Genomic DNA, 14509 nt, shown 5'->3' with positions numbered 1-14509 from the left:
CGGTCCCGACCCCCGCCGCGAGGACCGTCGGAGCCCGGACGGCGCCCCGAGCAGCGTGTGGCACAACGGCCGCCGCTACGTCGGTGGCACGACGAGCCCGCGCAACGACCCCGCGCGCAAGCGGACGACGCCCCTCCCGGCCGGGGAGCGCGACGACGCCGGCCGTCCCGCCGAGGGCACGCCCGAACGCCCGATCATCCCCGACTGGGACCCGGCGGACGGGACGACGACCGACGGGGGCGAGCCGGACCTCCAGGAAGGCGGTGAGCGCCTGCAGAAGGTGATCGCCGCTGCCGGTGTGGCGAGCCGACGGGTCGCCGAGAACCTGATCTCCGAGGGCCGCGTGACCGTGAACGGCGAGGTCGCCGACATGCTCGGGCGTCGCGTCGACCCGGACACCGACGAGGTGGCGGTCGACGGCGTCCCGGTGCAGACCGACACCTCCCGGCGGTACGTGGTCCTCAACAAGCCGACCGGCGTGGTGTCGAGCATGCAGGACGAGCACGACCGTCCCGACCTGTCGCAGTACGTCGACCAGTTCGAGGAGCGGCTGTTCAACGTCGGCCGACTCGACTTCGACACCGCCGGGCTGCTCATCCTGACCAACGACGGCGGGCTCGCCCACGTCCTGGCGCACCCGTCGTTCGGTGTGACGAAGACCTACGTCGCGAAGGTCGACGGCAACATGGTCCCCTCCACGCTGCAGATGCTGCTCGAGGGCATCGACCTGGAGGACGGCCAGATCGCCGCCGACAAGGCGCGGCTGCTCGAGTCCTCGCGCGGGGAGTCGCTCGTCGAGATCACGCTGCACTCCGGCCGCAACCGGATCGTGCGCCGCATGCTCGAGGCGGTCGGGCACCCGGTCCTCGAACTCGTGCGCCGGTCGTTCGGCCCGCTGCAGCTCGGCAGCCTCGCGCCCGGCGAGGTGCGCGAGCTGACCACGGTCGAGCTCGGCAAGCTGCTCGGCATCGCCCGGACCGCGGACACCCGCACCGGGGACGACGACGCCGAGAGCACCGACTGACCGTCGCGGGCTGACCGTCGCGGGCAGACCGCGACACGGACGGCGCCGGGCCCGGTGGGGACTTCTCCACAGGCCCGGCGCCGTCCTGCTGCCCGGCACCTGTGCTCGATAGGCTTGCCGGGTGACCGACGCCAGCACGACCGCGACCGACGGAGAGCCGTCGCGCGCAGACATCGACCGCCGTGTGCGCGGGCCGGTGCGGATCGTCGGCACCGGACTGCTCGGTGCCTCGATCGGGCTGGCCCTGCGCGACAAGGGGGTGGAGGTCGTCCTCGACGACGTCTCCCCGGCCGCGCTGGCGCTCGCCGTCGACTACGGTGCCGGACGGCCGCCGGCAGCGGGGGACGAGCCCGAGCTCATCGTCGTCGCGGTCCCACCGGACGTCACCGCCACCGTCGTCGAACGCGAACTCCGCGCACACCCGAACGCCGTCGTCACCGACGTCGCGAGCGTCAAGTCCGGTCCGCTCGACCGACTCCGAGCCGCGGGGGCGGACGTCTCGCGCTACATCGGCTCGCACCCGATGGCCGGCCGCGAACGCAGCGGTCCGACCGCCGCCCGGGCCGACCTGTTCATCGGGCGTCCCTGGGTCATCGCCGGGCACGACGACATCAGCCACCAGCGCGCAGCCGTGGTCGAGCACCTGGCCCTCGACCTCGGCGCGACCGTCGTCCCGATGGACCCCGAGTCGCACGACCGGGCCGTCGCCGTCGTCTCCCACGCGCCCCAGCTCGTCGCGACGCTGATGGCCTCGCGCCTCCGCGACGCTCCCGGCGAAGCCCTCGGCCTGGCCGGCGGCGGTGTCCGCGACGTCACGCGCATCGCCGCGAGCGACCCCGGTCTCTGGGTGCAGATCATCGGTGCCAACGCGGAGCACATCCGCCCGGTGCTCGCCGACCTCCGTGACGAACTCGACCGGGTGCTCACAGCGCTCGCCGACCCCGCCGCGGCCGGGTCCCCGCGCGCCATCGCCGAGACGATGGCCTCGGGCAACCGCGGCGTCGAGCGACTGCCCGGCAAGCACGGGTCCACCGCACGTTTCGCCCAGGTCGTCGTCCTGATCGACGACCGACCCGGGCAGTTCGCCGAACTCCTCACCACCATCGGGGAACTCGGCATCAACCTCGAGGACCTGCGCCTCGAGCACTCGCCCGGAGCGCAGATCGGCATCGTCGAGGTGTCGGTCGTCCCGGAGCACGAACAGCGACTCGTCGAGGAACTCGAGGGTCGCGGATGGAGGATCGCAGCAGCATGGGCCTGAACGACAACGACACCACGCTCGAGTCCGGCGTCACCGGCGGCCCGGACGCCCCCGACTCCGGTCTCCCGACGCCCGTGGACCAGCCCGGGCCCCTCGGCGGCGGCGACGTCACCGGCGGCCCCGGCGGTCAGGGCGGCGGTGAGCTCGGCTCGACGCGCGACCCGATGCCGGCCGGTCTGCCCGCCGGTGCCTTCGTGGCGAAGTTCGTCATCGCCGTCGACGGCCCCGCCGGCAGCGGCAAGTCCAGCGTCTCGCGGGCCGCAGCCCGTGCGCTCGGCTTCGGCTACCAGGACACCGGTGCCGCCTACCGCGCGCTCGCCTGGCACGCCCTGCAGCGGGGGGTCGACCTGGACGACGCGGCTGCGGTCGTCTCGGCCTTCGACTCGTTCGACTACGCGATCGGCACCGACCCCGACGACTACTTCGTGCGGGTCGGCGGGGTCGACGTGACGGACGACATCCGGACGCCCGAGGTCACCGCCGCGGTGGCGCACATCGCGAAGCTGCCGGAGGTCCGCGCGAAGCTCGTCTCGCTGTTCCGGCAGGTCATGCGGATGGCCGACGGGCAGGGCATCATCACCGAGGGCCGCGACATCACCACGGTGGTCGCGCCGGACGCCGAAGTCCGCATCCTGCTGACCGCCGACGAATCCGTTAGGATGGCACGTCGGTCGGCAGAGGTCACGACCCAGTCGGCCGAAGAGACCTCGGCCGCCCTCGCCCGTCGGGACGCTGCCGACGCGAAGGTCGTCGACTTCATGAACGCCGCCGACGGCGTCACCACCCTCGACTCCACCGACCTCGACTTCGACCAGACCGTGCAGGCGGTGGTCGACCTGGCCCGCTCGGCCACGAACTGACAGCAACCCGGCCACACGGCCGCACCTGAACCACGAACACGCGGCCCACCGGCCGCCGGCAAGGAAACCACCATGGCGCAGCTGGACGACCGAAGCGACGACGACTTCCCCGAGTACGACGACTCGCTCGGAGAGCGGCTCGCCGGCATCGATGACGCCGAAGCGGACCAGCGTGCAAGCGCGCTCCGCGTCGGCCTGGACGAGTACGACCTGGACGACGAGGACCTCGCGCTCCTCGAAGCCGGCAAGCTCGGGGTCGACGGCGTCGCGTACCTGCCGGCGCTGCCGGTGCTCGCGATCGTCGGCCGCCCGAACGTGGGCAAGTCGCAGCTCGTGAACCGCATCCTCGGCCGACGCGAAGCCGTCGTGCAGGACACCCCCGGTGTCACGCGTGACCGGGTCAGCTACAAGGCCGAGTGGAACGACAAGCGCTTCACCATCGTCGACACCGGCGGGTGGGAGCCCGACGCCAAGGGCATCAACGCGTCGGTCGCCGCCCAGGCCGAGGTCGCGATCGACCTCGCCGACGCGGTGCTCTTCGTCGTCGACGTCACGGTCGGCATCACCGCCACCGACGAACACGTCGTCAAGATGCTCCGCGGCACCGACCGTCCGGTCATCGTCGCGGCGAACAAGTCCGACGACGAGCGCCGTGACCTCGAGGCGTACGCGCTGTGGAACCTCGGCCTCGGCGAGCCGCACCCCGTCTCGGCCCTGCACGGCCGTGGCGTCGCGGACCTCCTCGACCTGATCATCGCGACGCTGCCGGACGTGTCCGCGGTCGCCAAGCAGGAGATCGGCGGCCCCCGTCGCGTCGCCATCCTCGGCCGCCCGAACGTCGGCAAGAGCTCGCTGCTCAACAAGGCCGCCGGCGAAGAGCGCGTCGTCGTCAACGAGCTCGCGGGCACGACCCGTGACCCGGTGGACGAGCAGATCGAACTCGGCGGCAAGACCTGGCGCTTCGTCGACACCGCCGGCATCCGGAAGCGCGTGCACCTGCAGCAGGGTGCCGACTTCTACGCCTCGCTCCGCACCACCGCCGCACTCGAGAAGGCCGAGGTCGCGGTCGTCGTCCTCGACGTCACCGAGCCGGTGTCCGTCCAGGACCTGCGCATCATCGACCTGGTCCTCGAGTCCGGTCGTGCCCTGGTCCTGGCCTACAACAAGTGGGACCTGCTGGACGACGAGCGCCGCCGCTACCTGGAGCGCGAGATCGAGCAGGACCTGGCGCACGTCGCCTGGGCCCCGCGCGTGAACATCTCCGCCCGCACCGGCCGACACCTCGAGAAGCTCGTGCCGGCCCTCGAGACCGCACTCGAGTCGTGGGACACCCGCATCCCGACCGGCAAGGTCAACGCCTTCGTCGCCGAACTGGTCCAGGAGCACCCGCACCCGGTCCGCGGCGGCAAGCAGCCCCGCATCCTGTTCGCCACGCAGGCGTCGAGCCAGCCGCCGACGTTCGTGCTCTTCACCTCGGCGTTCCTCGACCCGCAGTACCGCCGGTTCATCACCCGGCGCCTCCGCGAGGTCTGGGGCTTCGACGGCACGCCCATCGTCGTCAACATGCGAGTGCGCGAGCGTCGGAAGCGCTGATCGGCCATGTCCGCGCCACGAGGGGAGCGATCGACGTCACGACGTCGATGGCCCCTCGTGGCCGGGCTCGGGCTGCTCGTCGTCGTCGCCGTCGGTGCGGTCGCGCAGTGGCACGCTCCGGACGGTGGGACGTCGATGTCGGCGTCGGCGTCGCCGTCTGCTCCTGATCCGTCCGCGAGAGCGGACGACGCCGGGATCTCGATCGGCGACGGGTTCATCCCGGACGAGACGACGGCGTCCGCCACCGGGCAGTCGACCTGTGGCGGCCAGCCGGCCGACGTCGATCCGGCAACCGGTGTCGACAGTGCTGGTGCCGGCAGCGCTGGTGCCGGCAGCGCTTGTGGTGACCGCGCTGGTGTCGGCAGCGCCGGTGACGGCAGCCCGAGCGGCGACGCGACCGGCACCATGAGCGTGGTGGACGCCGCCACCGGGCTCCCGGTCGACGCGGCACCGGCCCCAGGCCCGTGGTGGCGACGTGTCCTGCCGATCGCGGGTGACCTCGTCCCGATCCGCGGCGCGGTCCGGGGGAACGTCCGCCTGCAGGTCGTCGGGGAGCAGGTCGTCCAGGTCACCCTGACCGGCGTCCAGGTCACCGCGGTACCCGGTTCGACCAGATCGCACGTCGGCGCGGTGCGGGTCCAGCTGTCCGCGGGCGACGTCATCGGCACCGAGCGAGCGCAGTGGACCGGCGACGACGTCCCCGCCGACTTCGGCTCGTTCACGCCGGACGGCGAACACCCCGTGCTGGTCATCGTCGACCCGCAGGACCTGCCGCCCGTGGTGCACTCCGTCCTCCTCGTCGACGCCGACACCGGAGACCTGCTCGGCGGCGCCGAGCTGCTGCCCGTCTTCTGACCGGACCTGCGCGGCGGGGGAGGGCGCGCCTCCAGGCCGGCACCGGACCCGCGGCCGATGGGACTCTCAGCCGTCCAGGAGGCCCGTGGCAGCGCCGCCCCGCCGGATGCGGCACCATGGGACGGTGACGCAGCGACCCTCCGGCCTGGCAGCGACCGCTGACCGGGCGTGGAACCGGCTCCGCCTGGACCGCCTGGCCGGCGGCCGGCAGGGCGGCTACGTCATCCGCGAGGACATGCTCGCCCACCCCGACACGGTCCGTTCGTTCCGGTGGATCCGGTGGCTGCTCGTCGCCGAGACCGTCGTCGGGCTGACCGCGATCGTCGTCGCCGTGCTGCTGACCCGCGCCGGACAGCCGGTGCCGTGGGCGGTCTGGTTCCGGGCGACGGTGGTGCTGCTCATCACCCTGACGCTCTACGTGTTCGCGTGGCGGGCACAGCTCGGGTACTACTGGGCCTACCAGCGGCTGCGGCTGTTCAGCCGGATCTTCCCGATCGTGACGCTGGTGATCGCGGCGATCCCGGGCCTCTACCCGTTCTGGATGGTGATCGAGCAGATCGTGTTCTCGGTCCTGATGGTGGGGATCGGCGACGTGCTGACCAGCGACCACATGCGGCTCACGTTCCCGAAGCCGGTGCGCCGGCAACCGTAGGCCCCGGGCAGATGCAGCACCGAGGAGCATCGTGGGGGCCATGACCACGACATCGCTCCCAGGCGGCACGTTCCGCCTCGCCGACGACCTCGAACTCACCCGCGTCGGGTACGGCGCCATGCAGCTCGCCGGACCGCACGTGTTCGGTCCGCCCGCCGACCGCGACGAGGCGCTCCGGGTGCTGCGGACCGTCGTCGAGCTCGGCATCACCCACATCGACACCGCCGAGTTCTACGGCCCGCACGTCACGAACGAGCTCATCCGCGAAGCGCTCTCGCCGTACGGGGACGACGTGCACATCGTCACGAAGGTCGGCTCGGTGCGGGACGCCAAGGGCAACTGGGTGCCGACCCGGCAGCCCGACGACCTGGTGGCACAGGTGCACGAGAACCTGCGCACCCTCGGGCTCGAGCAGCTCGAGGTCGTGAACATCCGGATGGGCGGGTTCGACGCTCCGGAGCCGGGCTCGATCGCCCCGCAGGTGGAGGCGCTCGCCCGCCTGCAGGAGGAGGGGCTGGTCCGTCACATCGGGCTGTCCACCGTCAGCGCCGAGCAGCTCGCCGAGGCGCAGAGCTACGCGCCGATCGTCTGCGTGCAGAACATGTACAACGTGGCCCGTCGTGAGGACGACGCCCTCGTCGACCTCACCGCGTCGCAGGGGATCGCGTACGTGCCGTACTTCCCACTGGGCGGGTTCTCGCCGATACAGTCCGGGGCGCTCGACCGGGTCGCGGAACGGCTGGAGGTGTCGCGCCTGACGGTGGCGCTGTCGTGGCTGCTCCAGCGGTCCCCGAACATGCTGCTGATCCCGGGGACGTCCTCGGTGGACCACCTGCGGGACAACGTCGCGTCGGCCGGATTCGCGCTGCCGGACGACGCCGTCGCCGAGCTCGACGCGATCGGGTCGGCCGCGTAGGTCGGCCCCGGCCGTCAGGCCACGGTGGCGAGGGCGAACGGCAGCACGGCCGACGCTCCGGCTCGTCGGAGTTCCCGCCCCGCCACCGTCATCGTCCACCGGCTGTCGACCAGGTCGTCGACGAGCAGGACCGGTCCCTCGTGGGCCTGCAGCGCGGCCGCGAGTTCCGGTCCGATCACGAAGGTGTCCCACACCCCCGACAGCCGGTAGGCGCTGTTCGTCGCACCGTCACCACGCGGTGTTCCGCCGTCGCGCTCGAGGGTGCCGAGGTGCTGCAGCCGGCCGATCGAGGACAGCGCCTGCGCGAGCGAGGCGACGAGCTGCGGCCGGGAGCGCGAGGACATCGCGACGACCCCGGTCGGCCGGGTCTCCCACGGCCAGTCCTTGAGCGCGCGGACACAGCCGTCGACGAGTTCACGGGACACCGGTGCGTCCGGGGTGGCGTTCGCGAACAGGGCACGGAGCGGGCCACCCCAGCCGAGGTCGGTGAGGCGGGCGACGGCACGACCCGGGGCGACGAGTTCGCCGGCCGGGATCTTGCCCTTCACGGCGACGCCGAGCGACGCCATGCCCGAGGGCCACTGCGCCCGCGGGGCGATCTCGACGCCGACCTGGTCGAGGGCGTTCGCGGCCCCCGTGCGGTCGGCGTCCGAGACGTCGGTCGGGTACCAGGCCCCGGCGCAGTTGTCACACCGCCCGCAGGGTTCGGCGGTGGGGTCGTCGAGGTCCTGCTGGAGCAACTGCATCCGGCACGCGCTGGTCGACTCGTAGGTGAGCATCGACGCGGCCTCGGCAGCGCGTGCGGCGGCGACCCGCTCGTAGCGTGCGGCGTCGTACTCCCACGGCCGACCGGTGGCGACCCAGCCGCCACCGACGCGACGGACGGCGCCGTCGACGTCGAGCACCTTGAGGAGCAGTTCCAGCGTCGACCGCTTGATGTCGACGAGCCCTTCGAGCGCGACGGTCGACATGGCGCTGTCGGTGGAGAGCGCTCCGAGCACGGCGGAGGCGCGGGACTCGGTCGGCATCGAGGCGCTGGCGAAGTACTGCCAGATCTCCTGGTCCTCACGCCCCGGCAGCAGCAGCACGTCGGCGTTGTCGGTGGCACGCCCGGCACGACCGATCTGCTGGTAGTACGCGACGGGGGAGGACGGGGCGCCGATGTGGACGACGAAGCCCAGGTCGGGCTTGTCGAACCCCATGCCGAGTGCACTGGTCGCCACGAGCGCCTTCAGCTCGTTGTTCTTCAGCTGCCCTTCGAGCTGCTCGCGTTCGTCGTTGTCGGTCCGGCCGGTGTAGGCGCGGACGGCGTACCCGGATTCGCGGAGGAGCCGGGCGATGTCCTCGGCCGCCGAGACGGTGAGCGTGTAGATGATGCCGCTGCCGGGCAGGTCGCCGAGGTGGGCGAGCAGCCAGCCGAGACGGGCGCGGGCGTCGGGCAGCGTCAGCACCCCGAGCCGCAGCGAGGCGCGGGCGAGCGAGCCGCGGATGGTGAACACCGGGTCCTCGGGCCCGGCGGTCAGCTGTTCGGCCACGTCCTCGACCACGCGCTCGTTCGCGGTCGCCGTGGTCGCGAGGACGGGCACACCGTGCGGCAGGGACCGGATGAGCTCGGCGAGACGTCGGTAGTCCGGCCGGAAGTCGTGGCCCCAGTCGGAGATGCAGTGGGCTTCGTCGACGACGAGCATGCCCATCCGTCCGATCAGCGCCGGTAGCTGTTCGTCGCGGAACTTCGGGTTGTTCAGGCGCTCGGGGGAGACCAGCAGCACGTCGACCTCGTCACGGGCGAGGGCGGCCTGGGTCTCGGTCCACTCGTGTGCGTTCGCGGAGTTGATCGACACCGCTCGGACCCCGGCCCGGGCCGCGGCGGCCACCTGGTCGCGCATCAGCGCGAGCAGCGGTGACACCAGGACGGTCGGCCCACCGCCCCGACGACGGAGCAGCAGGGTGGCGAGGAAGTAGACGGCGGACTTGCCCCACCCGGTGCGCTGCACGACGAGCGCCCGCTGCCGGTGCTCGACCAGCGCGGAGATGGCTTCGAGCTGCCCGGGGTGGAAGACCGCGTCGACCCGACCCGTCAGCGCCTGCAGGGCCTCCTGCGCCTCGGCCGCGACGGCAGCGGACGGTGCCGTGGTGGACGGCACCGCGGCCGCAGGCACGGCCGCAGCCGGCGGGACGGGGGAAGCAGCAGGTGAACTCATGCCCCCATGCTGTCAGGACCGACCGACGAACCCGGCCACGGGCCTTCCGGCTGTGGAGAACCCGCGCCCGCTCACTGGTAGGTGACCAGCGACGGCGTCGGTTGCACCTGGGACATGGTCTGTTCCGGCGTGAGCATCGGCGTGTCCTCGTCGTAGAAGTTCTTCCAGCCCCAGTGCAGCCCGTCCGGTCCGCCGGCGTGCAGCGCCTTCCACGTCGCCTGCTTGTCCGGCTGCGACCCCTGCCCGTCGACGTGCACGAGCAGGTCGAGCTCCGGGTGGGACGCCAGCGAACCGCGGTCGGACACCATCGAGGACCGGAACTGGTGCAGGACGAGCGCCTTCGGCGGCAGCCCCTCGCGTCGGACGAGCCCGGCGAGCCACTTCGACACGCCGTTCACCTCTGCGGCGCTGACCGTGCCGATCTGCTGGAGCGGCACCTGGTCCGGGCCGAGCCGCCACTCCGGGTCGAGCGCCAGCCACACGTCCGGTCGCCGCAGCAGCGACTCGTACCGCTTCGCCTGCGACAGGAAGTCACTCCGCCCGGGCTGGAGGTCGATGATCGTCGGCATGCCCGCCCGGTGCGCGGCGTCGACGTACGGCTCGAGGGTCGACACCGGGAGCTCCCGCGAGTAGTCACCGTCGTCCCCGGCCTCGCCCGCCGCGACCGTCGCGATCACCTCGAACGCGGGCGTCACCGGCACGTCCGACAGTCCGCGGTACTCCGCGGCCAGCTTCCGGGCCCGCGCGACACTCGCGGCCGGGTCCTGCTCGCCGAGGACGCCGAGCACCGGAGCCCCGGGCGCGCCGTACAGTGCCGTGTACCGGTGACCGTCGAACGGCCGCTGCCCGCCCGAGCCGATCCGGTACCCCGTCTGAGCCGCCCGGACCACCCACTTCGGGTCCCCGAGGTCCGCGAACGCCGCCCCGAGCAACAGCGTCGGATGGCCCGCCGCCCGGTGCATCGCCCGGACGACCGTGCCCGACGCGGCCGGGTCCGACACGCCCGAGGGCATCTCCACCAGCTGCGCGCCGGCAGACCGGGCGGTCGCCACCGCGGCAACGTCGTCCGACCGGTCCGCCACGAGCACCGTCTGCCGGGAGGCCCGCCCCACCTCAGCCCGCCGGCCCGCCTCCGGTGCGTCCCGCTCCGGCATCTGCGTGTCGAGGGTCACGTCTCCGACCGCCCGGTACCAGGACGCGCCGAGCCGCTCGAGCTCGGTGCCCACAGCCTTGGTCGACGCCGTCGAGCCGGGGTCGACGAGCAGGGCCGGCACGTGCGCGCGGACCGCGGCACTCGCTGCCTTCCGCACCGCGTCGGCATCCCCGGCCGGTGCGACGACGGCACCGGGAGCGGACCGAAACAGGGCGCGACTCGCCCGGACCGAACGCTCCGCGGCCGACTGCTGCGCCACCACCGTCACGGCGTTCGACGCAGCGCGGGCCAGCGTCGGCCGCGGGGCCGGCGCAGCACCTGAACAGGCGGCCACCCCGAGCACGAGACCGGCCACGGCGAGTGCGAGCAGAGAACGGACAGGACGAGAACGCATCGGCCCACCCTAGGAGCCGAGCAGTGGTCACCCTGAGAACCACATCCGTGCCGTCTCGTAGAACGGGAGCATGCACCGACAGGCCGACGACCGACCGATCATCGGGCCGGTTGCGGCTCCCGACCTGCACTGCATGACCCTCAACCTGCGCCGGAGCGTGCCCCGACCAGCGGGACACCCGGACTCGTGGGAGCACCGCCGCGACGCCGTGGTCGCGCTCGTCGCCTCCGAAGCGCCCACCGTCCTCGCCGTCCAGGAGGCCCTCCGCCCCCAGGCGGTCGACCTCGCCACCGGCATCGGGTCGCGCTGGGAAGCCCTGCTGCTCGGACGGGACCGGTACGGCGACGGCGAGGCCGTCGGGCTCCTGGTCGACACCGAGCGCTGCTCCGTCGTCGAGCGCCGGTCGTGGACGATGTCCCGCACACCGCTCCGCCCCGGCTCCCGGTCCTGGGCGACCGCCTTCCCCCGGCACGCCGTCGGGGCCGTCCTCGACGACCACGCGACCGGTCGGCGCTTCCTCGCCCTCGCCACCCACCTCGACGTCGCATCGCCCTGGGCACGCCTCCGCTCCGCGCAGCTGCTCGGCCGGATCGTCGCCCAGTCCGGCCTGCCCGCTGTCGTCATGGCCGACTACAACGCACCCGCCGGGTCGGCGCCGTGGCGCGCACTGGCGGAGGCGGGCGTCCCCGACACCTGGGGGCGGGCCTCCCGGCACGAGACGGCGGAACTCGGCACGTACGCCGCCTACCGGGAGCCGCGTGCCGACAAGCCGCGCATCGACGGTGTGCTCGCCACCGAGGACGCCGACGTGTCCCGCGTCGCCGTCTCCACCCGGCGACCCGGGGGAGTGTGGCCGTCCGACCACCTCGCCGTGCACGCTGTGCTGTCCTTCGGGACCACCGCGTGATCGCGACCCTCGGGACGACGTTCCTACGTCGGCCGCACGGTGCCGTCTGGGCTGCCGACGTGTTGCGGGTCCTGACGCTCCTCAGCGTGCCCGTCGCCACGGCCGTGTGGGGCGGTGTGGCGTTCGCCGTGATGTCGCTCGCGCTGCTCGGCGCCGTCGTCCCGCGCATGCTCGGGCTGCGGCCGACGTTCGACACGGCCGTCGTGCTGCTCAGCCTGGTCGCCGCGTGGAGCAGCGCGCTCGACTGGTACACGACCGTGTTCCTCTGGGACAAGCTCGTCCACGTCATCCTGGTCGGACTGCTCGCGGCGCTGCTCGTCGTGATCGCCTCGGACCTCGGCGTCGTCGCGTCGGCCCCACGCGCTGGCGTGCTGCTCTCCGCCCTCGTCGCGCTCGCCGCCGGGATGGCGGTCGGCTCCGTGTGGGAGATCGGCGAGTGGCTCGGCCACAACTTCGTCGACGACACGATCGTCGTCGGCTACGACGACACGATCGGGGACCTGGCCGCGGACGGGCTCGGGGCGCTGCTCGCCGGGTTCGCGCTGCCGTGGCTGTCGCGGGAGCGGCGGATCGTGCCGCCGGTGCACCCGCGGGCCTGACGCGCCCGGGTCCGGTCCCGTGGCGCGGTGGGGCTCGCGCTTCCGCTATGCTTGACGGGCTGCTCCACGCTCGGTCGGGTGTGGGGCAGGGCTCGCGGTCTCCCTGGTGGAGACGGGGTCTGGGTCCTCCGGGACTCGCGGGCTGTAGCGCAGCTTGGTAGCGCACTTGACTGGGGGTCAAGGGGTCGCAGGTTCAAATCCTGTCAGCCCGACCGAAGGGGCGAGTCACCAATCGTCTGAAGAACTGGCCACAACGAAGAAGCCCATCGAGCATCTCGGTGGGCTTCTTTGTTGCGTCCGGGAAGGTGCCGGGGCGGTCGGGACTCTTCGTTGTTTCCTTCCATGCGGCAGCAGCTTGCGCCGGACTGCAGCCGCGACCAGGAACATCACGATGATGTGGGTCTGTGAAGCGCGACTGATCGGCTACCGGGCAGACGCTTGCACGACCCCCCTCGGTCAGGCAGGTGACAGCGCCGCAGGTGATGACGCCGACGGGAACGAGCGTGAACCGAGCCCACGGTTTCCACCAGTCTGCGCGCGCCAAGTTGTACCCGAGGCCGGTAGACGTAGCGGTCGAGCCTCCAGATCAACAAGAGTTCGACAGTTGTACTCCTCCATGACGTGGGTGACACCGGTCCGCCCCCGCGGGCCACCTTGTCGTGTGGTCAACGCTCCCGGACCGGGTCGCTCCACTTCGGGAACGGCTCCGAGACTCCGGGTTCGGACTCTTCTGGGAAGTTCGCGGGGTCGCGCAGCGAGATCGCCTTGATGAGCGCCGGAGCATCACGCGCCCAGAAGGCCTCGCTGTACACGCCGAGCGAGCTCAGCCCGTTCGGCCGGACGCTCCAGGTCACCCACCATCCGTCACCGGTGTCGGCGCTGACCTCGTGATCTGTTCCGACCTTCGCGCTGCTGGATCGCCACCCTTCTTCGTCGAAGTAGCGCTGCATCGGTTCAAGGTCCTGCTCCGCGCCGGTCGCCCCGTCGGGTTTGATGATGCGGACGGCTCTGAAGGAGTACGAGTTCTGCGTGGTCGCGCCCTCCGGCGCCTCGCCGAAAGCACCGTCGCCGGCGGGAAGTGGGCGGACGTCGCCACCGTTCCAGTACCAGGTGCCGTCCGAGATCTGCCGCTGCGCGGAGGCGAGGACCACCTGCCCGTGCTCGTACCGCTCGCCGGCCAACTCGAACTCGTCCTTCAACGACAGATCGGCGACCTGTGCCTGCGTCTTGCCTGCTGCGTCTCGTGCGTCCTGTCCGGTCACGTCGTCTCCTCTGCCTGCGCCACCCGGGGCGCATCCGGTCGTCGCGAGCACCAGGGCCGCGAGCATGGTCACGATGGCACCGCGCAGTCGTGGACGGGTCACAACGGTCATTGCCCCATCTTCCCGTCTGCGACGATCTGAGCGAGCGTGTGGAGTAACGCGCCTGCGGCGCGGGCGGCCGCGATTGCGCAAGGGGTGTCGGCGTGCAGGAGGCCGGCGGAGTGTTCTCCGCCGGCCTTCTGGGTTCAGGTGCCGAGTCAGCCCTTCAGGGCGTCTTCGAGTGTGAGGGAGGCGGGGAGATCGTCGCCTTCGTCGCTGGGAGCCTTGGTGAACAGGGTGCTCTCGGTGACGGCAGCGTTCCGTGCGGCGGTGTTCTGCTTGCTCTCGTAGACACCAGCTGTGCCGCCGGTGACGGAGAACTGGCTGGCGAGCTCGCCGTCGAGCCCCGACGGCGACAGGTACAGCAGGTACGTCTTGCCCTGCTCGAGCATCGCGCCGGGACCGGGGTTCCCTGCGCTGCCGTGCTGGCGAACGACGACGGTTGATCCTGCGGGGTGGCTGGCGTCGGTCTTCGCGGTTGCGCTCACTTCCACGGTGGAGAGGGTGAACTCGCTGCCGCCGGGGATGTCGTTGGCAGTCTTCTGGTCCTGGACGATGCCGCTGAACACGATGCTGCTGTCGGCTGCGAGGGCGGGTACGGAGTCGTACAGTTCGACTCGGGAGCCAGCGGAGTGCGGCGAGGAGCATCCGGTGAGAGCGATGGCGCTGAGGGTGAGGACGCCTGCTGCTGCGGCGACGGTGATGGTGCGGTTCATGGTCTGCTCCCTCAGTA

At 72.0% G+C, this 14509-nt stretch carries 13 protein-coding genes and 1 tRNA gene; 10 read left to right on the top strand and 4 right to left on the bottom strand.

What is annotated here, in order from left to right:
- Nucleotides 1-271 precede the first annotated feature (271 nt).
- The 7 genes from JOD51_RS17125 (at nt 272) to JOD51_RS11080 (ending at nt 7161) form a co-directional block, all read left to right on the top strand.
- Entirely contained in the window at nt 272-1024 is a 753-nt protein-coding gene (locus tag JOD51_RS17125) for a pseudouridine synthase (RefSeq protein WP_239540459.1), read from the top strand.
- A gap of 121 nt (nt 1025-1145) precedes the next feature.
- The gene (locus JOD51_RS11105) at nt 1146-2285 is read left to right on the top strand and encodes a prephenate dehydrogenase (RefSeq protein ID WP_204608368.1); all 1140 of its coding nucleotides are present in this window, start codon (nt 1146-1148) and stop codon (nt 2283-2285) included.
- 164 nt (nt 2286-2449) lie between these two features.
- Entirely contained in the window at nt 2450-3145 is a 696-nt protein-coding gene (gene cmk, locus JOD51_RS11100) for a (d)CMP kinase (protein ID WP_204611127.1), read from the top strand.
- Between the two features lie 72 nt (nt 3146-3217).
- Entirely contained in the window at nt 3218-4738 is a 1521-nt protein-coding gene (gene der, locus JOD51_RS11095) for a ribosome biogenesis GTPase Der (protein ID WP_204608366.1), read from the top strand.
- Between the two features lie 57 nt (nt 4739-4795).
- Entirely contained in the window at nt 4796-5593 is a 798-nt protein-coding gene (locus JOD51_RS11090) for a hypothetical protein (protein WP_204608364.1), read from the top strand.
- A gap of 124 nt (nt 5594-5717) precedes the next feature.
- Nucleotides 5718-6245, top strand: a complete 528-nt coding sequence (locus JOD51_RS11085) for a hypothetical protein (protein WP_204608362.1) — start codon at nt 5718-5720, stop codon at nt 6243-6245.
- Between the two features lie 40 nt (nt 6246-6285).
- On the top strand, nt 6286-7161 hold the full coding sequence (locus JOD51_RS11080) for an oxidoreductase (RefSeq protein WP_204608360.1): 876 nt from the start codon (nt 6286-6288) through the stop codon (nt 7159-7161).
- Nucleotides 7162-7175: 14 nt separating this feature from the next.
- Here the strand turns inward: JOD51_RS11080 and JOD51_RS11075 are convergent, their stop codons facing one another.
- Nucleotides 7176-9362, bottom strand: a complete 2187-nt coding sequence (locus tag JOD51_RS11075; protein ID WP_239539847.1) for a RecQ family ATP-dependent DNA helicase — start codon at nt 9360-9362, stop codon at nt 7176-7178.
- A gap of 71 nt (nt 9363-9433) precedes the next feature.
- Complete coding sequence (locus JOD51_RS11070) at nt 9434-10909, bottom strand: hypothetical protein (RefSeq protein WP_204608358.1); 1476 nt, start codon at nt 10907-10909, stop codon at nt 9434-9436.
- Between the two features lie 70 nt (nt 10910-10979).
- Between JOD51_RS11070 and JOD51_RS11065 the strand changes: the two genes are divergently transcribed.
- The 3 genes from JOD51_RS11065 (at nt 10980) to JOD51_RS11055 (ending at nt 12627) form a co-directional block, all read left to right on the top strand.
- Nucleotides 10980-11816 (top strand): endonuclease/exonuclease/phosphatase family protein, encoded by an 837-nt coding sequence (locus JOD51_RS11065; RefSeq protein ID WP_204608356.1) that lies wholly within the window; start codon nt 10980-10982, stop codon nt 11814-11816.
- Nucleotides 11813-12415 (top strand): DUF2238 domain-containing protein, encoded by a 603-nt coding sequence (locus JOD51_RS11060; RefSeq protein WP_204608354.1) that lies wholly within the window; start codon nt 11813-11815, stop codon nt 12413-12415. The genes JOD51_RS11065 and JOD51_RS11060 overlap by 4 nt, the downstream gene beginning before the upstream one ends.
- Nucleotides 12416-12553: 138 nt before the next feature.
- Nucleotides 12554-12627 (top strand) — tRNA-Pro (locus tag JOD51_RS11055).
- Nucleotides 12628-13080: 453 nt separating this feature from the next.
- Here the strand turns inward: JOD51_RS11055 and JOD51_RS11050 are convergent.
- Nucleotides 13081-13788, bottom strand: coding sequence for a hypothetical protein (locus JOD51_RS11050; protein WP_204608353.1), 708 nt, complete (start codon nt 13786-13788; stop codon nt 13081-13083).
- A gap of 146 nt (nt 13789-13934) precedes the next feature.
- Entirely contained in the window at nt 13935-14492 is a 558-nt protein-coding gene (locus tag JOD51_RS11045) for a hypothetical protein (protein ID WP_204608351.1), read from the bottom strand.
- Between the last annotated feature and the right edge of the window lie 17 nt (nt 14493-14509).

It is taken from the genome of Curtobacterium herbarum, assembly GCF_016907335.1.
GTDB classification, from domain to species: domain Bacteria; phylum Actinomycetota; class Actinomycetes; order Actinomycetales; family Microbacteriaceae; genus Curtobacterium; species Curtobacterium herbarum.
Note: the sequence above shows the minus strand (reverse complement) of the source record. Positions and strands in the feature narration are given on the sequence as shown.